Annotated in this window: 17 protein-coding genes and 3 pseudogenes; 12 read left to right on the top strand and 8 right to left on the bottom strand. The window is 42.1% G+C overall.

Features of this window, described 5'->3' with window-relative positions; translation table 11 throughout:
- Window positions 1-651: 651 nt before the first annotated feature.
- Both ACPZ3T_RS22235 and crtB read left to right on the top strand, forming a co-directional pair.
- Window positions 652-1,824, top strand: coding sequence for a DegT/DnrJ/EryC1/StrS family aminotransferase (locus tag ACPZ3T_RS22235; protein ID WP_490271612.1), 1,173 nt, complete (start codon window positions 652-654; stop codon window positions 1,822-1,824).
- Between the two features lie 109 nt (window positions 1,825-1,933).
- Window positions 1,934-2,827, top strand: a complete 894-nt coding sequence (gene crtB, locus ACPZ3T_RS22230) for a cyanoexosortase B (RefSeq protein WP_490271611.1) — start codon at window positions 1,934-1,936, stop codon at window positions 2,825-2,827.
- A 20-nt stretch (window positions 2,828-2,847) separates the two neighbouring features.
- Here crtB and ACPZ3T_RS22225 read toward each other — a convergent pair whose 3' ends face one another.
- On the bottom strand, window positions 2,848-4,083 hold the full coding sequence (locus ACPZ3T_RS22225; RefSeq protein ID WP_490271610.1) for an RNA-guided endonuclease InsQ/TnpB family protein: 1,236 nt from the start codon (window positions 4,081-4,083) through the stop codon (window positions 2,848-2,850).
- Window positions 4,084-4,584: 501 nt separating this feature from the next.
- Here ACPZ3T_RS22225 and ACPZ3T_RS22220 point away from each other — a divergent pair.
- The 4 genes from ACPZ3T_RS22220 to ACPZ3T_RS22205 all read left to right on the top strand — a co-directional run bounded on the left by ACPZ3T_RS22220 (window position 4,585) and on the right by ACPZ3T_RS22205 (window position 10,695).
- On the top strand, window positions 4,585-6,006 hold the full coding sequence (locus ACPZ3T_RS22220) for a hypothetical protein (protein ID WP_490270384.1): 1,422 nt from the start codon (window positions 4,585-4,587) through the stop codon (window positions 6,004-6,006).
- 220 nt (window positions 6,007-6,226) lie between these two features.
- The gene (locus ACPZ3T_RS22215) at window positions 6,227-6,958 is read left to right on the top strand and encodes a cyanoexosortase B system-associated protein (RefSeq protein ID WP_490271609.1); all 732 of its coding nucleotides are present in this window, start codon (window positions 6,227-6,229) and stop codon (window positions 6,956-6,958) included.
- Window positions 6,959-7,019: 61 nt separating this feature from the next.
- Window positions 7,020-8,348 (top strand): polysaccharide biosynthesis/export family protein, encoded by a 1,329-nt coding sequence (locus ACPZ3T_RS22210; protein WP_490271608.1) that lies wholly within the window; start codon window positions 7,020-7,022, stop codon window positions 8,346-8,348.
- Between the two features lie 169 nt (window positions 8,349-8,517).
- The gene (locus ACPZ3T_RS22205; protein ID WP_490271607.1) at window positions 8,518-10,695 is read left to right on the top strand and encodes a GumC family protein; all 2,178 of its coding nucleotides are present in this window, start codon (window positions 8,518-8,520) and stop codon (window positions 10,693-10,695) included.
- A gap of 158 nt (window positions 10,696-10,853) precedes the next feature.
- Here the strand turns inward: ACPZ3T_RS22205 and dcd are convergent.
- From dcd to ACPZ3T_RS22185, 4 genes and pseudogenes are all read right to left on the bottom strand, one after another.
- Window positions 10,854-11,072: pseudogene (gene dcd, locus ACPZ3T_RS22200) on the bottom strand (dCTP deaminase); the annotation flags it as partial.
- Between the two features lie 30 nt (window positions 11,073-11,102).
- Window positions 11,103-11,588, bottom strand: a pseudogene (locus tag ACPZ3T_RS22195) (Hint domain-containing protein); the annotation flags it as partial.
- A pseudogene (locus ACPZ3T_RS22190) lies at window positions 11,562-11,945 on the bottom strand (dCTP deaminase); the annotation flags it as partial. The pseudogenes ACPZ3T_RS22195 and ACPZ3T_RS22190, both read right to left, overlap by 27 nt.
- Before the next feature lie 294 nt (window positions 11,946-12,239).
- A complete protein-coding gene (locus tag ACPZ3T_RS22185; RefSeq protein ID WP_490271606.1) occupies window positions 12,240-12,776 on the bottom strand; it encodes a P-loop NTPase family protein in 537 nt (178 codons plus the stop codon).
- A gap of 286 nt (window positions 12,777-13,062) precedes the next feature.
- On the opposite strand from ACPZ3T_RS22185, the gene ACPZ3T_RS22180 reads away from it, so the two are divergent.
- Both ACPZ3T_RS22180 and rph read left to right on the top strand, forming a co-directional pair.
- Window positions 13,063-13,647 (top strand): adenylate kinase family protein, encoded by a 585-nt coding sequence (locus tag ACPZ3T_RS22180; protein WP_490271605.1) that lies wholly within the window; start codon window positions 13,063-13,065, stop codon window positions 13,645-13,647.
- A 196-nt stretch (window positions 13,648-13,843) separates the two neighbouring features.
- Window positions 13,844-14,584 (top strand): ribonuclease PH, encoded by a 741-nt coding sequence (gene rph / locus ACPZ3T_RS22175; RefSeq protein ID WP_490277331.1) that lies wholly within the window; start codon window positions 13,844-13,846, stop codon window positions 14,582-14,584.
- A 41-nt stretch (window positions 14,585-14,625) separates the two neighbouring features.
- On the opposite strand, the gene ACPZ3T_RS22170 is transcribed toward rph, so the two are convergent.
- Complete coding sequence (locus ACPZ3T_RS22170) at window positions 14,626-14,784, bottom strand: hypothetical protein (protein ID WP_490271604.1); 159 nt, start codon at window positions 14,782-14,784, stop codon at window positions 14,626-14,628.
- Window positions 14,785-14,939: 155 nt separating this feature from the next.
- Between ACPZ3T_RS22170 and pgl the strand changes: the two genes are divergently transcribed.
- The 4 genes from pgl to ACPZ3T_RS22150 all read left to right on the top strand — a co-directional run bounded on the left by pgl (window position 14,940) and on the right by ACPZ3T_RS22150 (window position 19,160).
- The gene (gene pgl / locus ACPZ3T_RS22165) at window positions 14,940-15,662 is read left to right on the top strand and encodes a 6-phosphogluconolactonase (protein ID WP_490271603.1); all 723 of its coding nucleotides are present in this window, start codon (window positions 14,940-14,942) and stop codon (window positions 15,660-15,662) included.
- 303 nt (window positions 15,663-15,965) lie between these two features.
- Window positions 15,966-16,853: a double zinc ribbon and FHA domain-containing protein gene (locus tag ACPZ3T_RS22160; RefSeq protein ID WP_490271602.1), complete on the top strand. Its 888-nt coding sequence runs from the start codon at window positions 15,966-15,968 to the stop codon at window positions 16,851-16,853.
- A gap of 221 nt (window positions 16,854-17,074) precedes the next feature.
- Complete coding sequence (locus tag ACPZ3T_RS22155) at window positions 17,075-17,818, top strand: M50 family metallopeptidase (protein ID WP_490271601.1); 744 nt, start codon at window positions 17,075-17,077, stop codon at window positions 17,816-17,818.
- A gap of 196 nt (window positions 17,819-18,014) precedes the next feature.
- Window positions 18,015-19,160, top strand: coding sequence for a SpoIID/LytB domain-containing protein (locus ACPZ3T_RS22150; RefSeq protein WP_490271600.1), 1,146 nt, complete (start codon window positions 18,015-18,017; stop codon window positions 19,158-19,160).
- Here the strand turns inward: ACPZ3T_RS22150 and ACPZ3T_RS22145 are convergent.
- Both ACPZ3T_RS22145 and ACPZ3T_RS22140 read right to left on the bottom strand, forming a co-directional pair.
- Window positions 19,101-19,367, bottom strand: coding sequence for a hypothetical protein (locus ACPZ3T_RS22145; protein WP_490271599.1), 267 nt, complete (start codon window positions 19,365-19,367; stop codon window positions 19,101-19,103). The two genes, ACPZ3T_RS22150 and ACPZ3T_RS22145, sit on opposite strands and share 60 nt — an antisense overlap.
- Before the next feature lie 3 nt (window positions 19,368-19,370).
- Window positions 19,371-20,672, bottom strand: a complete 1,302-nt coding sequence (locus ACPZ3T_RS22140; RefSeq protein WP_490271598.1) for a hypothetical protein — start codon at window positions 20,670-20,672, stop codon at window positions 19,371-19,373.
- Window positions 20,673-21,056: the final 384 nt, after the last annotated feature.

Here is a 21,056-nt window from a genome sequence, read left to right as displayed (position 1 = left end):
CCACCCAGGATTTTGGTGCGTTACGGCTTACGCCTAACACAACGGCAATATTGCAGGAGGAAAATCCACATTGCAATTTACCTCCCCTACATATACTTAGAATTTTTCAGAAATCAAATCGGATTCCTATATGTGCGGGAAATGTGGCTGTGGCTGGTTCAACTCAAATTTTTGGTTGCAAGTAAAACGGCTGGGAAAAAACAACTTATGTTAAGTAATGTATCCTGAGTTCGGGATAAGCTCAAACCATGATTCTATCGTTGCCTGAAACTCCTATTCTTTCGTGTAACTAACAGCGAAATCGTCTTAACTCGAACTGAGTTTAAATAATATGCCAGTTGCGTAAGTCCTATATATTTCAGTATAAAGTAATCTCTATAATTAGGGACTTGCAGACAATCAGGACTTACGCAATTGTGACAATTGATCTTTGATGCGTGAAGCTATAAGTCTCATGACTACGTTCACATACTTTCGCAGCGTCACACATCCTACATCAAAAATATGCCAGTTGCGTAAGTCCTAACAATAAATTATCCAATAATCAAAAAAGAAGATGATGAGCAGATTTTTTTCCGCTCTGCTTCCTCTGCTCCGAGTTCCCAACTTAACTAGCTTATACCTACCTAAACTTGAGAGGTTAAAAAATCAATGACTAAGAGAATAATTCCGTTTGTAGACTTGAAATTACAACATGATTTAATTCAAACTCAAATCCAGCAGGCAATAGAGAGTGTATTAGAGCGGGGGGATTTTATTTTAGGAAAAGCATTAGCAGAATTTGAAATAGCTTTTGCTCAAGCGTCAGGAGTAGAATATGGAGTAGGTGTAGCATCGGGAACGGATGCGATCGCATTAGGTTTGCAAGCCTGTAACATCGGGGCTGGAGATGAGGTAATTTTACCAGTCAATACTTTTGTTGCTACCCTCATTGGAGTTTTACAAGCGGGAGCAAAACCCATCTTTGTAGATTGTGATCCGCAAACAGCTTTAATTGACTTAGAAGCGGCAGCCAAAGCCATTACACCCCAAACTAAAGCCATTATTCCAGTGCATTTGTATGGTCAAATGGTATCACCAAAGGAACTATTAGATTTTGCTGATACTTACAAAGTGTTAATCTTTGAAGATGCAGCCCAAGCCCATCTAGCACACAGAGAAGGATACCAAGCTGGTGGTGTCGGTACAGCCGCAGCTTTTAGTTTTTATCCCAGTAAGAATTTAGGAGCATTGGGAGATGGGGGAATGCTACTCACCCGCGATGCAGAAATAGCGCAAAAAGCTAGGCGGTTACGAAATTACGGCTCATCCCAAAAGTATGTTCACATCGAAATGGGTACGAATAGCCGTTTGGATACATTACAGGCAGCTATTTTATTAGAAAAATTACCATATTTATCGGAGTGGAATAGCGATCGCCTCACCATAGCCCAACAATATGATTTAGAACTAGCACCCTTAGCCTCTGCTGGTATTATCCCCATACAAAACCACAGTGGTGACGGTCATGTTTATCATCTTTATGTAATTAAAGTTGATCATACTTGCCCTATAGACCGTGAGCAACTCCAAGCAGAACTAACTTCAGCAGGTATTCAAACTGGTATTCACTACCCAATTCCTTGTCATCTCCAACCAGCATTTACTAACCTCGGTTATCAAAATGGAGACTTCCCCCACGCCGAAAAACTAGCCCAGCAAATATTATCCTTACCAATGTACCCTGGCTTGAGCCATAGTCAAGCTAGAGAGGTTGTAGCTACTATCACCAGTGTTATTAGTGGACTAGCAGCAAAATCTACATCCACTACTGAAGTAGTGTAATATATTAAAAGTTACAATATTTCTTCTTTATCTCAGTGTCTTTGTGGTTAAAAAATGCCTACTGCACCATAGGGACACTGAGAAATTATTAACTCACTTGTTGAAAATTATGGCACTTCAACAACAAATAAAAAACCCAGACACAACCCAATTACTAGGTATAGGAATTTTTAGTCTGTTAGTCTTGCTGTATGCCCCTGTCTTACTTCATTGGGTAGACGGTTGGCTACACAAAACTATTAGTATCGAACATGAATATTTCAGTCATGGTTTAATTGGTTTGCCATTTGCAGGTTATCTGAGTTGGAAACATCGAAAACAGTGGCAAAGGCTACCCAACAAAAACCATCCTTTAGGTATAGCTTTATTAGTAATTGGAGGAGTGTTTTATTTAAGTGGTGTAACAGAGTGGGTAAATCTTTCCTTCCCCATAATACTAGCAGCATTATGCCTGTGGTTTAAGGGTTTGCCAGGGTTACGACTACAAGGATTTCCCCTCATCTTAGTATTTCTTGCCACTCCCACCGCACTACCTTACCTGATAGCCCCTTATACATTTCCTCTGCAAAGCTTCATTGCTGCGACAGCAGGTTTTATCCTCAATCAATCTGGCATGGAAGTAGTTGTCGATGGCATCAACATTTATGTTGGGGGCAAAATCGTCGAAGTAGCACCCTATTGTGCAGGGTTAAAAATGCTCTTTACCACTATTTACGTCAGTTTGATGTTGCTCTATTGGACAGGAGCTTTATCTTCTCGTCGGGTAACAATTTGGTTTTTATCACTGGCGATGATCATTAGTGTAATCGCTAATATCATTCGTAACACGTTACTCAGCTTTTTTCATGGTACTGGTCAGAACGCTGCTTTTACATGGTTACACGATAGTTGGGGCGGCGATCTTTATTCCGCTCTGATGTTACTCTCCTTAGTGCCTCTATTGAATTGGCTAGATCAACATCTTTCAGCACCCCCAGAAATTGAACCAGAAATAGAAGCTTGACACTCCCACGGCTATCAAAACTAGGCATTAGCTCGTTTTGATTTAAAGCCGTGGGATTCTTGACTCATTGGGATTCCACTGAATTTACCCTCATCAAGCATCTTGACCGTATGCCCTACGGCTGCACACCCTCTAAGGAGGACGACTTGAGCGGATGCAACATCTCTATCGGTTGTATATCCGCAAGTTTCACAAACATGAACACGCTCTGACAAATCTTTCTTTCCTGTTTCTGTTCGACAGTTAGGACAAATTTGACTTGTTTTTCTACTATCGACTTTTTGAAAGTAGATACCACGCTGAAAACAACACTGTTCAAGAATTTGAAAGAATTGACCCCATCCAGCGTCTAGACAATGCTTACCCAGCATCCCCCTAGACAACCCAACCAAATTTAAATCTTCAACAAATATTGTTTTGGCTTGGTCACAGAGTTGATGTGCTACTTTCCAGTGAAAATCTTTTCTTGTGTTAGTGATATGTTCATACAGTTTTGCCACTTTCATTTGAGCTTTGCGCCAATTGTTTGAACCTAATTTCTTGCGACTTACTCGTTGTTGCAGCAATTTAAGCTTGCGCTGAAGGTCAACAAAAAACTTAGGGCGTTTGACACAAAGACCATTAGAGGCAGCGATAAAACTCATTAATCCCACATCAATACCTAACGCATCATGTTGAGGCGTAGGCTGAGGTACAGACACATCCCATTGCAACGTCAATAGCACATACCAACCAGATGACCGTTTGACAATTCGAGCTTGTTTAATAGCTGCATCAGTTGGAATATCTCGTGATTGACGAAACTTAACCCAGCCAATTACAGGAAGCTTAACAGCCTTAGATTTCAAAAACTCTTTCCCAAGTTGCGGGAAAACGAAAGAGCGTAGTTGTCCTACCTTCTTAAAGCGTGGGAAACCAAAATTACGTTCCCACATTGATGTGAAAGCACTTTCAACCCGCTTTAGAGTTTGTTGCAATACTTGTGACTGAACCCGTTTCAACTCTGGGTATAACTTTTTTGCAGCAGTTAGTGACTTGCACTGACTAGCATATGTTGGACGAGGTGCGTCTACTGGGATTATGTACTCAGAATGCAATGAACAAGCGTTTATTTGACATGAACGCGATTTATACCAATGTTTGCGTTCAGCAAGAGCATGATTATAGACTTTACGATTAATTTCTAGCCAGTCTTGAAAAATCTCTATTTGTTGCTTAGTTGGTTGTAGTCGAAATTCATAAGTCAAAGAAAACACTTATTCATCACCTCCTTTTATTGCATCTTAGCTTTACCATACGGTTAAGGTAAAAGTAAAGTAGACAGTTTGAATAAGTGGTACAGCGACTGCACCTAAAGGTGCATCGCATTCATCCCAGAACTAAAGCCACTGGGCTTTCTGCTCCTGATACTGTAAACAAGTGATTGGAGACTGGGGACTAGGAAAAAAATATAATTGTCTCCCCGTCTTCCTTGTCTCCCTTGTCTCCCCGTCTTCCTTGTCTTCCTTGTCTTCCTTGTCCCCCTTGTCTAGGCTGTTGACTTTGTCGGTTTTAAGGCAGAATTAGTTCATACAATAATTGTGTCGGAAAAATCCAGCAAAGTCAAAGTCTATGCAAGAGTTTAAAAGCCCAGTGAGTAGATTAGCGAGATTGTTCAAGAAAGGTAGAGAAAACTGGAAAGAGAAGGCGGTCGTAAAACAGAAGCAAATCAGAGCTTTAGAAATAAAAGTGAGAGACTTAACGGATTCGAGAGAGAAGTGGAAAAAGCGTGCGATGGCGGCAGAAGCAAGGTTAAAAAAACTGAAGTTGGAGGAGGAGAGCGAAAAAAAGCAGAAATCGAAAACCAATCAGCCGACATAGAATCGGAGATGGGTGAAACAGACTTAAAGATTAAGGGTCACTATTATGATGTAAAAACAATTCAGCAAGCGATACATTTGTTAATCAACAGTGGGATTAGTTTTAGAGGTGTAGAGAAAGTTTTTGAATTATTTAATGATTGTGAATCACAGGCAACTCCTAGCTTTAGCTGTATTAGAAAATGGTTAGGAAGAATAGCAATATATGAGTTAAAAAGAGAAAAAGAGTATCGCAGGGATTGGATTTACATTGTGGATTTTACTTTAGCATTGGGAAAACATAAAGCTTTAGTTGTGCTAGGGGTGTCACAGGAATACTTATTATCAAATGTAATTGAGGAAAAGAGGGGATTATCACATAAAGACGTAGAAATACTAGCAATAGAAATAATGGAGTCTACCAAAGGAGAAATCATAGAAAAGCAATTAGATAAAATTAGCCAAAGGGTGGGAGTACCAAGACAAATCGTTGCAGATAATAGTAGTGACCTAGCGCGTGGAATCAAGCTATATCAAGAAAATAATCCAGAGGTAATTTATACGCATGATGTGACTCACGCAATGGCATTACTATTAAAATATCAATTAGAATCAGATAAGAGATATCAATCATTTATCCAAAAGTGTAGCATATGTAGGCAGCAATTACAGCAAACAGAATTATCTTTTTTAGCTCCGCCATCACAGCGTTCTCAATGTCGTTATTTTAATATTGAAAGGCTAACTAATTGGGGAATTAAGTTATTAAACTCATCAGTGGAAACTCTAATTAGCCTGATTCCAGATATTGCCCCCACAGTGATTTATCAAAAAGTCAGAGATAAGTTGGGGTGGTTAAATGATTATCAATCAGATTTAATTAAATGGAATCAAATGGTATTGCTAACACGCCGTATCGAAACTGAGCTTAAACAATCAGGAATCAATCATGATTCTCTTGTGCATTTCGCAAATAATCAAGATAATTATGATGATAATTGTCTCCAGAAGCTTCAGCAAGATATTTTGGGTTATCTAGCTGTTCAATGTAACAAAATCAAGCATGAAGGTACTTTTTTGGCTACTTCTGATGTTATTGAATCACTCTTTGGAAAATACAAGCAATTTTCTGCTCGCTGTCCATTTAAAGAAATCAGTCAAATGCTACTAACCATATGTCTATCGACTATGGATTTAACAACTACTGTTGTTAAAAATGCACTTTTAAATATTAGCTTTGCTGATGTTGAAGCATGGTTTCTTCAGGTTTTTGGTCAGTCTTCGCTCTCGAAACGAAAAATATTATTTTCTCCTGATTACGAAGACACAGAAACTGCATGAACTTTTACCCCTAAAAAAAGTACAGAGTCAACAGCCTACCCCTTGTCTCCCTTGTCTCCCCCGCTCCCTGCCCAGGTTCTCTAATTTTGAATTTTGAATTTTGAATTTTGAATTAATTAGCCCCCCGCTCCCTGCTTTTTCCAATTAAGCCTTACTTTTACTGAACCTAGAGTGTCATTTTTTCATGTAAAATTTTGCGTAAATATAGCAAATTTTACCAATGACTTCCTTATCTAAATTTTTTAAATACAAGTATTTTACTTATTTCAGCGTTCTGTTACTTTTATTACTGCTACTAGTAACAGGGGCAGTTCCCGGATACTTAACAGGAAAATGGCAATGGAAACAACCACCACCTGTCACTAATCTCAAGTTATTGAAAGAAATCCGTAGCAAGGGTTTAAATATATCTGGTTGGAAAATTGTAGAACAAGTAGAACAAGAAATTGGCACAAATAAATGGTCTTTGCAACTGATTGAACAAGAAAACTCACAAAAAAAAGCTATATTGCTGTTATTACCCCAAAATGGCCCAATGGATCAACCGGAAATTGAATGGACAGATATTAGCGGTTGGGGAAAGTCTCGTTGGGGAAAATGGGATATAGCTCAAGAGCGTTCAGCTGAGTTGATTGTTAAACAATCAGCTAATCAAAGCAATAGCCAAACTAAAGTAGAAGCCCAATTCTTTCGCGTTGCTACCAGACAAGACACCTTTGCGGTCTTACAATGGTATGCTTTACCAAATAGTGGATATTCATCTCCGTTTCGTTGGTTTTTAGCTGATCAACTGGCACAATGGCAGAAACATCGTGCGCCTTGGGTTGCTGTGAGTATTCTTGTGCCGATGGAACCTTTAGGTAATGTGGAAACTACTTGGCCTTTAGTACAGTCTATTGGTGAAACAGTACAATCCACATTAATGACAGAAGTTTTTCGGACTACTCAATGAGTTTGATCACTTCTTTCCATATATTGTTAAGTCAGCAATGTTAATATTTACCAGTTCTTCTATGCGTGCATTGAGTCTCCTGTGTTGTGTAAGTTTTCAATTAGGGCTTGTTTTACAAACTTTGCAACCTGTTTTTGCTCAAAATTTACCACCTCAAGGGGAATTACCACTAAGGTTTCCTGCTCCTCCGCCAGAGAATGAAGTTACCCCACCCAGCACGAATAGCGAAATTTCGCCCCAATTCATCCGTTACTTGTTAGGGCCGGGAGATGTGATTAATGTGACTTTTCAGCGTCCTCCTGGCCCTTATCGGTTAGGTACAGGAGACGCAATTAGTGTGGTTGTGCAACGCTTTCCAGATTTGAGCTTTCAAGCGGCAATTAACCCAGAAGGTAATATCATTGTTCCACTGCTAGAAACAGTACCATTGCAAGGTTTAACATTACTGGAAGCCCAAGAAAAAATTCGTTCTTTGCTGAATAAATATGTGATTGATCCTGTGGTTGTTTTATCTTTAACATCACAGCGTCAAGATTTAAGTTTTCAAGCTCAAGTTAGTCCAGAAGGTAATATTGTTGTGCCGCAAGTTGGTACAGTGTCTGTGCAAGGTCTGAGTTTGGAAGAAGCCCAAGAGAAAATTCGTTTGAGTTTAAGTAGTATTACTGTCAACCCCTTGTTAGTCGTGTCTCTGGCGAGTCCCCGTCCTGTACAGGTAACTATTAGTGGGGAAGTGTTTCGACCGGGTATTTATAATATTTCCGCCGCTTTACCACGGGTAGCTGATGCTTTGCTGTTAGCTGGGGGTTCTAGCATTGGTGCTGACTTGAGACAAGTAAAAGTACGTCGTCGGTTGATGGATGGTTCTACCATTGCACAAAATATTGACCTGTATGGAACACTCCAAAATGACGGCGCACTACCTAGCTTACGGTTGCAAGATGGGGATGCAATTATTGTGCCACGGCGTGAAATTGGTACAGATGATGGCTATGACCGCACCTTAGTATCTCGTTCCTCTTTGGCTATACCTCAGATTAGAGTCAGGATCTTAAATTATGCGGCTGGGGGAATTGTCACCCAAGCATTACCCAATGGCAGCACTTTTGTAGATGCCTTGGGTGGGATTAATCTTGATACTGCGAATCTGCGGGACATTGCTTTAGTGCGCTTTGACCCAGAGAAAGGTAAAGCTGTCACTCAATCCTTGGATGCCAAAAAAGCTATGAGTGGTGATGTAGCGCAAAATGTACCACTGCAAGATAATGATGTAATTGTAGTTGGTCGCAATTTGATTGGCAGAATTACCAACTTTCTTAGTACAATCACCCAGCCATTTTTCAATGTGCGTTCCTTCCTGAATTTCTTTGAAAACTTTGGCGGAAGAAATTAAGATATTTTTGTGACAATATTGAACTGATAAAGACTAAATCAAGAATGTAGCAAAATAAAATAACGGGGGTGACTAATGAATCGTCCATCATGAATAATAACAGTAACTATAATGACAAGTAGCGATCGCCGATTCTATTCACCCTTGTTTGTTTATCTCTGCCTGTGTTATGACCCCACCAATTGTTAAGCGTTACGTTATTGCTTTTGAAAAATACAAATGGGTTGGACTAGCCAGCTTTGCTTTAATTGTGGCGGGGTCAACAGTGGTGGCTATCCAACCCGATCCCCCACCTACCTATGTAGCCGACAGTGCATTAACTTATTCCCGTCCACCAGTTTCTTTCTCGGCTACTGGTAGCGAAATTCAACAACAAGGTCAAGAACTCAACGAAGAAGTTCTGCTCTCAGACCAATTGGTGGAAAATGTCGCCACAAAAATGAATATTAAACCCCAAACTCTGGGAGCAAGCGTCAACCTGAAACTACCAAGGCGCAACGCTCGGACTGGGCAATTAGAATCCAATATTATTGAACTAAGATATCGGGACACCGATCCCAAACGCGCCCAAGAAGTATTAGTGGCATTGATGCAAGCAATGGTGAAGTTGAGTAGCGACATCAATACAGGGCGTTTAAGAGCAATTATTGAAAAAATTAATGAGCGGATACCCCAAGCAAGATCAGAACTACAAGCTGCCGAACAGAAACTAGAAATTTACGATCGCCGCGAACGTCCAGCTATATTAGCAGCAGAAAACGGTAGTCTATTGAGTGCTGTCACCAATAGCCAAAACCAACAGCGTCTAATTCAACAAACAATTACGGGAATTGATGCCCAAATTCGGAGTTTACAAGACAAATTAGGTTTAAATGTAGGTCAAGCTTATGTTTCCTCAGCCTTAAGCGCAGACCCAATTATTGCCAACTTACGCACACAACTTTATCAAACTGAATCACAGATGACCTTGCTGCAAAAGGATCTGCGGCCAGAACACCCTACAATGATTCAGTTACAACGTCAAAAACAATCCACAGAGGAATTACTGCAACAACGAGCAGCAGAGGTGATGGGTGGTGATGGGACGGCTGCACCTCTGGCGGGAAGTATAGTCGGGATTCGCGCCCAAAGCAACCTCGACCCAGCTAGACAGCAACTAGCCAACCAAATGGTAGCGTTGCAAACCCAACGGGAAACCCTAGAACAACAGTTATTGCAGCAAAGGCGCGAAGAACTACAACTGCGCCAGGAATATTCCCAAATACCCAACAAACAACTAGAGCGATCGCGTCTAGAACAGGAAGTAGGACTTAAAAAAGCTGTTTTTGACCAAATGCAAGCCAAACTAACTGATGCGCGCACTGCGGAAGCAGAAACAGTCAGTAGTTTTAGTGTTGCTAGACTGCCTTCCATAACAGCTGATGCCAAAAAACCCAAGAGTATACCTTTAACCTTGGGTGTAGGTGGTTTCTTAGGATTTTTAGTTGGTGGTGGCGTAATCTTCTTATTAGGTTCTCTAGAAGGCACTTTCAGAACCAGAGAAGATATCCGCGACAGTCTCAAACAGCGCGAAGTAGCCTTACTAGGGGAATTACCTTTAATGCCTGTGGATGATTTACCACCAGAAGGCATACCAGTAGTTTTATCTCCCGATTCCCTGTATTTAGAGTTTTATGAGAAGTTTCGCAGTAATTTACGGCGGATTGGTGGCAAAAATGCCAAGGTAATTTTAATTACAAGTACAAGCAACCAGGAAGGTAAAACCACCAGTGCTTACAACTTGGGTGTAGCAGCAGCCCGCGCAGGCAAACGAACTTTAATCATTGAAACAGATTTGCGATCGCCTTCACGCTGTTTATCTTTAAAAGTCAACCCAGACCCTGACGCAACCCTAGAACCCCTGCGTTATTACGGCAGTCTGAGCGAATGTATCCGCTTAGTCCCTGAAGTTGAAAACCTCTATATTATTCCTAGCCCCGGGCCAGTGCGTCAATCTGCGGCTGTTCTAGAATCCAGCGAAATGCGGCGACTCATGGAAGATGTCCGGCAACGTTACGATCTAGTCATTTTAGATACTAATCCCCTCAGTTTATCTAACGATCCTCTCTTAATTCAACCCTACAGTGATGGCATTGTATTGGTAGCAAGACCAAACTTCACCCAAGAAAATATGCTCGGTGAAGCTATTGATCAATTATTAGAAGATGAATTGGGTTTGTTAGGAGTTATTATCAACGGTGCTGATATTAACATCACTTTACCGCCATCCGATGAATCTTTATTAGGAGAAGACCCAGAAATCAGAGACGAAGCCGCAGAGATTTCTGTGGGTGCTAATAACAATTAGTCAAGTCGCTACGCTCCAATTCAAAATTCAAAATTCAAAATTAAATACCCCACGTATAAATCAGGGGGCTTGAATTAATGCTGTTTCACTTTTTTTTCTTCTCCATAAATAAATATAGAGGCTTGTATCCTTTTTTCTTTCGTGATTCGTTTCTGATTTTAAACTTTAGCCAGTGTGACAATTTCTAACTGATCCTGATATTTACCCTGTCTTGCTTCGTAACTGATAGCACAGGGTTCACCTTCTAGGAATAGTAATTGCACCACGCCTTCATTAGCGTAGATGCGACAATCAGCACTAGAAGAGTTAGAAAATTCTAGAGTTAAATGACCCCGCCAAGCAGCTTCAGCAGGCGTAAGGTTGGCTATGATGCCACAATTATGGACAAAAACCCCTGCTGCTAAAGCAAAGTTACCCGTTTCAGGTACTGTTAAACAATAGACATCATGGATACCGGGTACATCTTTGATGGAGATCACTTTGTGATTTTTTAAAGATTTACTGGGGGATGGAGAAAAATGCTCGTGAACCGGTTGGTAGACGATTTCATAACCATGAGCAACTTGACGGTAAAGAGGCATTAAAGCATCTTGAGGTCTGAGAGTATGAGCCTCAACCATTCGACCATCTCTAGTCATAAACAGATGATCTGGTGTACAAAATATAGATTGCTTGTTGTCTAAAATTACTTCTAACAAAGAATCTCGACCAATATATCTGGGATTTTCCAAGAGAGTGACTATGATTGTTCCATCTTGAGCAATACCGTAGCCCAAAAATTTTTCACCATTTTCAGCGCGCTTGGCCATTTCCTCTAATGTTGGAGATGTCCCATCAACCAGAGCTACACGGGTATCTCCTCTAAAACATCTTGCATAAGTAGATTTACCGATGCAAATCACTGTAATATTATTAGGAACTTCCAACCTTTCTAAAGCTACACCCAAGCCGTAAGAATGAGCAGGCAAGATAAAGTAACTACCATTGTGATCTGTATGCAATGGTGTCGGTTCTAGATTCTGGGGATTAAAATTTTTGGGATCAACTACAGTTCCGGGAATGTGGCGAAAAATACGGAACTCAGCCGATGAAAGTCTGATGTCATAACCATAGGAAGATAAACCATAGCTAATCACAGGTTGAGGCTGACCAGATGCTTCTTTCTGCACTTTGCGGATTAAACTGGGTTCAAAAGGAGAAATCATTCCTTTTTGAGCCATTTCAGTAATCCAGATGTCATTCTTAATCACAAGTTCACAAGTTAATACAAACAGAAATACTAGAATATCGTGAACTGTGTCTTTTGTTTAGAGCCTATTTATAAAGTAAATATTAAGTAGGGTGTGTGACGCTGCCAAAGTATTTGAACGTAGTTATGAGACTGATAGCGTCACGCACCAACCATCAGTTGTGAAACTTGCGTAAGTCCTGATTACTTAAAATCTTCTAAATCCCTAACTACATATTTGTAGGAGTGGGTTCACCAAAATCTTTAATGATGTTTGTTAACCCGCACCTACCGAGTTTCAAGACTTAACAGCGTATTAAGGGCGATGACTGCGACGAATCTCTGTAATTTGGTCGGCTACATCTAAAAGAGACTGGGGCATTTCCGTGCCTGTGAAAATAATATCTATATGGGAAGGGCGTTTTGAGAGAAAAGCCAAAACCTCGGTTTCAGGAATCAAACCAAAGTGAATGGCCAAACTTAACTCATCTAAGACAACTAAAGAATACTTACCCTGCTCTACCACTTGCTGTGTGTGCTGCCACAATTTTTGTAAAGCTTCCTGTTCAGCTTCATCTAACTGTGGTGTGTCAATGCAGCGAGGTAAATCACAGCGTAGCCAATCTAAATTTTGCCCTAACTGAATCGGACGATCTTGTCCTTGATTGATACCACCTTTGAGAAATTGTACTATTAGTACTGGCGTACCTTGACCAGCAATTCTGAGTGCTTCCCCCATCACGCTGGTGAAAAAGTTCCGGTGTGTGCTAGTAAAAACTTGCACTAAGCCTGCAATTGGATACGGTAGGTGAAAAGTTGAATTGGGAGTGGGTGTTTCTAACTGGGCAACCATAGGATGAGAAATTTCAAAAAATTACAATAAATTCACTAGATTTGGCAGAGATTCCTTTTAGAAAATCACCTGTATAATCAATTTGTTTTTGCTCAATTTAATGGATGTAGCAATCTGCTCTATAAGTCAAACACTAGGTTTGTGCTGAAGTCAAGAGTTGAGTTAGGAAGTGGGGACTGGGGACTGGGAAATTTCTTACTCTTTGCCTAGATGTTAGATTTTCTCTGAGGTTGGGCAAAACAAACTTATTATGTGGTCAATGTTACTGGTTGAGGAGTGAATAGTCGTGAAATTAGTGATTCTAGGAGGTTCAGGATCGGGGAAAAGCACGCAAGCACAAAGGTTAGCTAGATACTTGGAAATACCTGAAATTTCTACGGGTGATATTTTGCGGGAAGCAATCTCTGGCAATAAGACATTAGAAAGCGTCTATGCTAATCTGGGTGAACTTGGTCGCTATGCACAGCCTTATGTTTCTAAGGGGGAACTAGTTCCTGATGAAATGATTATCGAACTAATTCGCTTGCGGTTAAATAAGAGTGATGTCAGTGCTGGTTGGATTTTAGAAGGGTATCCCCGGACGGCTTTTCAAGCTGAAGAGTTAGATTTTTTGTTAGATGAGTTGGGGCAGAAATTAGATTGGGCAATTTATTTACAAGTACCAGAAGCAGTGATGGTAAGTCGTTCTTTGGGGCGTTCTTTACCAGATGATCAACCGGAAATTGTCCAACGTCGAGTGGAAATTTTCTATGACCGCACTATTCCCATTTTAGAGTATTATGATCGTCGCCGTCGCCTGCTAACGATTAATGGCGACCAGTCACCGGAATTAGTACTGCAAAATATTCTGACCTTGTTGGAAGTCCCTTAAAAAAATCTTTAGTTATTCTAAAATTTCTTTGTTCTGGCTAGTGTATATTTCACCATAAATCCTATACTCTAACTTCAGTCTTCTTACTTTGTCTTGAGATGGAGATGCTAACCCTCAGATACAGAACCAGCATGAGTTGCAAGACTATAGTAACTTTAAGGCATGGTTTCACAATAAAAATTTTGAGGCAGCTTTAATGGTTTGGCAGCGTCCCGATGGTCGAAAACCTTACGAACTACGTCCTGTAACGTTTCAATCTCAATTTACTCGCTTTGCGCCTGGTTCTGTGCTGACAGTATGTGGTGATACTAAGGTATTGTGTACTGTCAGCGTAGCGGCAGGAGTTCCCAAGTTTTTACTAGGAAGTGGTAAGGGTTGGTTAACTGCTGAGTACCGGATGTTACCATCTGCTACACAACAACGCCAGGAGCGAGAATTATTGAAGTTGTCTGGAAGAACCCAAGAAATTCAACGCTTAATTGGGCGGAGCTTAAGGGCTGCTATAGATTTTGAGGTTTTGGGAGAACGGACTTTAACAGTAGATGCAGATGTGTTGCAAGCAGATGCAGGCACAAGAACAGCAGCAATTACCGGTGGGTTTGTGGCTTTAGCCCATGCTATTGCTCAATTATTGCAGCAAGGAGTATTAGAGCGATCGCCCCTCTGCGGACAAATAGCAGCTGTCTCCGTCGGTTTATTAGAACAAGAACCATATTTAGATTTGAACTATATAGAAGATGTCGCCGCAACAGTAGACTTCAATGTAGTAATGAATCAAAATTTTGGCATCATCGAAGCCCAAGGTACAGCCGAAGAAGGCAGTTTTAGCCGCACCCAACTAAATCACCTATTAGATTACGCCGAAAAAGGCATTCAGCAATTATTCATTGCTCAACGAGAGGCCATTAGTGATTGGGAAAATTTATTTGAGGGTTAACTGGGCATATCAATTCAAAATTCAAAATTCAAAATTCAAAATTAAAGAATTTTGGGCATCGGGCATTGGGCATCGGGCATTGGGCATCGGGCATCGGGGTAAATATTTCTCCCTTGTCTACCTTGTCTCCGTTGTCTATCCCTGCCCCCTGCCCCCTTGCTCCCTCCTACCCTGCCCCCAATCCCCCTTTCCGTACCCATGACTACTGACAACTGACTAGAGAAAGTGATAAGGATGAAGTGTGTTGACTTATGCCTACTAACATCCTGATGTTAAAAGTTTCAAAAGTTAAAAAGGTGAGTTGTCATAAGTTAGGTATTGTATTGCTGGAAGACGGCAATGTGATGATGAAGCCATGAACAAAAAGATTGAAGTATTACCGGATCAATCAGCGTTAATCGCCCGCGCGTTAGATTTGATCTTGACTAAGTTAGATACTGCGATCAAAGAGCGAGGACAATTTACAATTGCCTTGTCTGGTGGCAGCACACCTAAGCCGTTGTATGAAGCGATCGCACAGCAAAATTTACCTTGGGATAAAATTCATGTGTTTTGGGGAGATGAGCGTTATGTCTCCCCAGATCATCCCGATAGTAATGAATTAATGGCGCGTCGTGCTTGGTTAGATCGAGTTGATATCCCCCCAGCCAATATTCATGCTACACCCACCTTGGATAACGATCCAGGGCTATCTGCTGCGAAGTACGAACAACACCTGCAATCATTCTTTGGCTCGAAACCTGGACAATTTCCGGCTTTGGATGTGGTACTGCTTGGTATGGGTGATGATGCTCATACAGCATCGTTGTTTCCCCATACAGAGGCTTTAAAAGTCCGCGATCGCTTAATTACCGTAGGCTACAAAGACGGCAACCCCCGCATTACCTTTACATACCCTTTCATTAATGCGGCTCGTAGTGTCATCTTTGTAGTTGCTGGCGCGAACAAAAGACCGGCTCTAGCTCAAGTCTTTGCCCCACAAGCAGATAACTCTACCTACCCATCCCGCCTGATTCAACCCCAAGGTGAACTTGTGTGGTTACTTGATGCTGCCGCAGGTGCGGAACTCTCAGCTTGATTGTTGTATCACAAGTAGTTGTTAAAATCAAAAGCTAGAGTTGCTTGCCAGAAACAGGGGTGTTGACTGCTAACTGTTGACTGTTGACTGTGAGGCAGTCTGAGTCTTGTCGGTTTCCGTCAAGTCCGAACTACCTAACCCGAAGGGTTAACTGGCGGGGGTTGGGTTGTGAGATGAAATCTCCTGTACTTCCCCGTCGCCAGTCGCCAGTCGCCAATCCCTAGTCCCCAATCCCCAATCCCCAAATTCTAGTTAATTACCAGCACTATATTTTAGGATGCTCTTGAACAAAGGCTTAAATCAATGATAGTTTGCCCTAATTGCAATCACTCAAATCCAGACGGCGCGGTTCAATGTGAAGCTTGCTACACACCTTTACCCGCTACTAGCAACTGTCCCAATTGTGGTGCAACTGTACAGTCTGATGCAGCTTTTTGCGGTCAATGTGGCTTTAACCTACATTCAACTGCTGCACCCGCTCCCGCTACTGTTGTTGCTACTGTTGCTCCTGATGTTCCTGTGGAAGTTCCGCCATTGGTCACTCCCGATCCAATGTTAGAATTACTACAACCTAATGCTTTAGGTATTGATCCAGGGGCTGCACCCTTACCACCCACAGAAATGGCAGCACCTGCTCCAGCACCTGCACCTGCACCTGCACCTGCACCTGCACCTGCACCTGCTCCAGTACCAGCACCAATTTTAGAACAAGAAGAACCTGTTCCCACTGCACCCCCTGAAGCGGCAGCCCCTCAAGCTGAGGAAGCACCACCAGCACCAGCACCAGCACCAGCACCTGCACCAGCACCAGCACCAACACCAGCACCAGCACCCCCTTCTCCATCCGTAACTCAATTACAGCAAATTACAGCTTTATTGGTTCACGTCCAAAGCGATAGGGAAATTGAGTTACCCCCCAGTTTGTCTGTAATTCACATTGGTAAGCCTAATGACCGCATTCCCCCAGATATAGATGTTTCAGGATTTTCTAACTCAGAAATTGTTTCCCGCATCCATGCTGATATTCGTGTCGAGGGAGATGCTCATTATATAGAAGATGTGGGCAGTTCTAACGGCACTTACATTAACAATTTGCCCTTATTACCAGGGAACAGACACCGACTCAGACCAGGCGATCGCATCAGCCTTGGTAAAGGTGATTTGGTAACTTTCCTCTTTAAACTCGTCTAATTATCGATGTAGGGGTGTAAATCAGTGAACAGTTAACAGTGAACAGTGAATCAAGGCTAATAGTGGTTGATTTAACTGATAACTGTTAAAATCCTGAAACCCCTATCATCTAAAATCCGTCCAAAATAGTAATAATCTTCATAATTACGAATTACTTAGGTGCAAGCCTAACAGTAGGGAATTAAAAATTACGAATTACGAATTACCAATTACGAATTACCATGAGCCAACCAGGGAAAGATTTTCAGAACTTATTTAGTGATGAAGCTCCGCCAGTTGTGGAACGTATGGGGTTGACTTGGCTAGTAGGAGCAGCGATCGCTACAGTCGTCCTCTGGCAATTACCAATTGGCAATTATATTTTATACCCATTCAGTATTTTAGCTACGTGGTTTCACGAGATGGGTCATGGGTTAATGGCCTTACTACTGGGAGGACAATTCCAGAAACTCCAAATTTTTAATAATGGTTCTGGAGTAGCAACTTATGCTCTGAGGTCATCATTAGCACCGATTGGGCCGTTCTTAGTTGCCGCAGCCGGGCCAATGGGGCCACCACTAGCTGGTGCAGGTTTGATTTTAGCCTCTCGTAATTTTAAAACTGCCTCCTTGAGTCTGAAAATTCTCGGAGGTTTTTTACTAGTTTCGACATTAATTTGGGTACGTTCCCCGTTTGGATTTGTGGCAATTCCCCTATTGGGTTTCATCATTCTAGGTATTGGGTTGAAAGCTCCGCAATGGGCGCAAGGATTTGCTATCCAATTTTTAGGGGTGCAAGCCTGTGTGAGTACCTACCACCAACTAGATTATTTATTTAGCAGTACGGCTGGCTCTTTGGGACTTTCTGATACAGCCCAAATGCAAAAATACTTGTTGCTACCTTATTGGTTTTGGGGTGGATTAATGGCGATCGCATCTTTAATCATTCTCGTACAAAGTCTCCGCATTACCTACCGTTCTGTATAGTTAAATACAGCTTACTCCAGCAAGAAGATAAAAAAATGACATAAAAAATGCTGATTTCTACACAGGAAGCTAACTAAAACCCATTGCATAATTATGAGGGAAGTGGCAACCTCCAACTGTGGGAAATAGTCTTATCTTCAGTTATGGACAATGATGTGCATAACTACCAACAGATACTTGTGATCAGATAATCAGCATGAAATTTCAACTTTTATTCGGCTCTTTATTATCCCAGCTTAAAATACGTCATTGGTGGTTAGGTGCTTTATTGTGGATAGCTTTGGTTGCTCCGGCGCAAGCTTCTGTGATCTTGCGTGTGGCGATTGAGAGGGGAGTCAATCAAACCAAGGTGGGTAGTTCTACAGCTGCAATTGTCAAGGACAGTACCGGGCGGACTCTAGGACAATTACCAGCCATGAGTGCATTTTACGCTCAAGCTGTACCAGGGGGTGTAGCTTTAGATAAATGGCAATCAGGGTTATTTTGGATTGAACCCTCAGGTAAAGGATTCGTGTATATTGGCGATCGCTGGTATCGCGGTAGAACTTTAGTTGTTCCCTCAGACAAAGGTATAGATGTCGTTAACTGGGTAGATTTAGAAGAATATCTCTACAGCGTCATCGGGGCAGAAATGAGTTCTAGCTGGCCACAAGAAGCCCTGAAAGCTCAAGCGATCGCTGCCCGTACCTATGCTCTCTACAAGCGAGAACAACAGCGCAAAAACCCCGTCTATGACTTGGGTGATACCCCCGATCGCTGGCAAATTTATAAAGGTGTCAGCAGCGAATCTCCCGCAACTTACAGCGCAGTTGATACTACAGCCGGGCAAGTATTAACTTATCAAAATAATCTGATTCTCTCCGTCTTTCATGCTTGTTCCGGTGGACACACCGAAAACGTAGAAGACGTTTGGGGAAATCCCCTCCCTTACCTGCGTGCCGTGGAAGACTACGATCAAAATATCAAAGAATGTAATTGGCAACGCACCTTCTCACCCACAGAAATTAGTAGCCGAATTGCCGGAATTGGTAATGTCCAAAATATAGTTCCAGAAGACTTCTCCCCCTTTAAGAGCGTAAAATCCTTAAGAATCGTTGGGGATAAAGGTACAAAGGTACTACGTGGCGAAGAAGTCCGTACAGCCCTCAAACTCAGAAGCACTCGGTTTAACGTCACCAAAGCCCCCGATGGTAATTTTGTCCTTCAAGGACTAGGTTTTGGTCATGGTTTAGGCATGAGCCAATGGGGAGCTTATAATTTAGCCTTACGTGGTGCTAACCATCTACAAATCCTCGGACATTATTATCGTGGTGTCGCCCTCACACCGATTAAAGCGAAGTAATCGGGGAATTGGGCATTGGGCATTGGGAATTGGGCATTGGGCATGGGGCATTGGGCATTGGGCATTGGGCATTGGGCATTGGGCATTGGCGTAAATATTTCTCCGTTGTCTCCCTTGTCTACCTTGTCCCCCTTGTCTACCCCTGCTCCCTACCCCCTGCTCCCTGCCCCCTGCCCCCTGCTCCCTGCCCCCTACTCCCTGCCCCAAAACCTACTCCCCACTCCCTCGCTCCAATCGCCTTTGCCATTCTGCTTCAATTTGGGCAGAACGCTCTACTTCTTGATCTAGTAAGTCGGTTTCAGTGCTGTAGACTAAATTTTCATTAGTAATCACGGTTTCATTGCCAAACTGACGCGCGTAATCAATTTTTTGTTGTAAGGCTGGATTGGGATCGGCTAGTAGTCTGGCTCTAGAAATGCGATCGCGGTTACGAGTTAAAATTTTACGATTACGTCCCTGTATCCAAAAATAACGGATTAAAGGTATCCCTAAAAATCCTATACCGTAAGCCAATAGTAGCCAGTAAATTCCTTGCACAAAGGCTACTAGTCCACCTAACTGAGCCGCAACTGTACCATCTGCTAATAAACTTCCCAATACTAAAGCACCTACAAGATTAGCTACACCTAATCCGGCACTGAGGATAATTTGCCCAGAACCAGCCGCACTAAATCGCCAAGGTAATTCTTCTAGATACGATGACACAGATTCTTGCCGTTTCTGGCTGGCTCTCACCTGCAATTCTGGGAAATAATAGACAATTTGTCCTTCGGAATTAACTTTTGGTTGTCCGTTAAATCGCAACAGCACAGGCAACATATAATCTTCATATTCCTGTTGATATGTTGCACCTAAATCGTCAAGATAAGGAGCAATTTGCTCTGCTGCTACTGCACCCCGGTTACTCCGAATCACTGCGGCTATTTCTTGCCAACGGCGTTCTTCTAGACGGGCGTTAGGATTACCATCACCAAACAAGAAGGAAAAGACTGCCTCAAAAAAATTCATTTGGCTGTCTTCTTCCCTAGTCCGCCGCCGTTGTTCGGGATAATGTTGATGATTGGGGTTAAAATACCAAAATAAATCAGGAATATAGAAAAATCCCCAACCACCGCCAGAATTACTGCTGCGGTTGTCATTGTCATTACTGGAGTTGAGTGCAGTAATGATCACAATGATGGTGATAGTAATTAAAGCAATGGAAGCAATCAGAAAAACCCCAAAGGAAATCCGAATCAAGTAAAACAGAACGCCCCATACTTTCTGCCACCATTCCTGCAATTTCAGTTTAAAGTATTTATTTCTTAAAATATCTCGAAAATTACGAGGAAATAGGTAAACAACGTCACCGCTTTCTGCTACCTGCAAATGTCCACCAGCATCACTAGCTAACGCTAATAGTCCTTGGTTGGCTTGTGCTAAGTTCAATCCAGCCTGAGTTGCTACATCACCAACAGTGACGCGGTAGCCCAGTTTTTCCACAGCTTGCATAACATGGGGATTGGGAGTCATTGCTCTCCTCTCCTATTGAAATTTATTCGCCTTTATTTTCAGTATAAAGTTTGATTTTGGGTTACTTGTGTATCTGTCTCGAAAAGTGTGGTGATAGTTGATGATTGACGGTTGAGTGTTGAGTGTGAACGATGGGAAACTTTTTGATGTTAAAGTAGCGCGTCTAGCTTTAATATATTAGATAGGTGATTCCCTGTACGTAAGGAACTTCCAGAGAAGAAATTAAGTAATTTCTTTCCAAAATCTTCTTATTTTGTCCCCTGCCCCCCTGCTCCCTGCTCCCTACCCCCTGCTCCCTGCCTCCCTGCTCCCTGCTCCCTGCTCCCTGCTCCCTGCCCCTGCCCCCTGCTCCCTGCCCCCTGCCTACAGAGCAGAGCGATTGAT

It is taken from the genome of Aliinostoc maniaoense (genome assembly GCF_058172895.1).
This window is presented reverse-complemented; position numbering and strand designations above follow the sequence as displayed.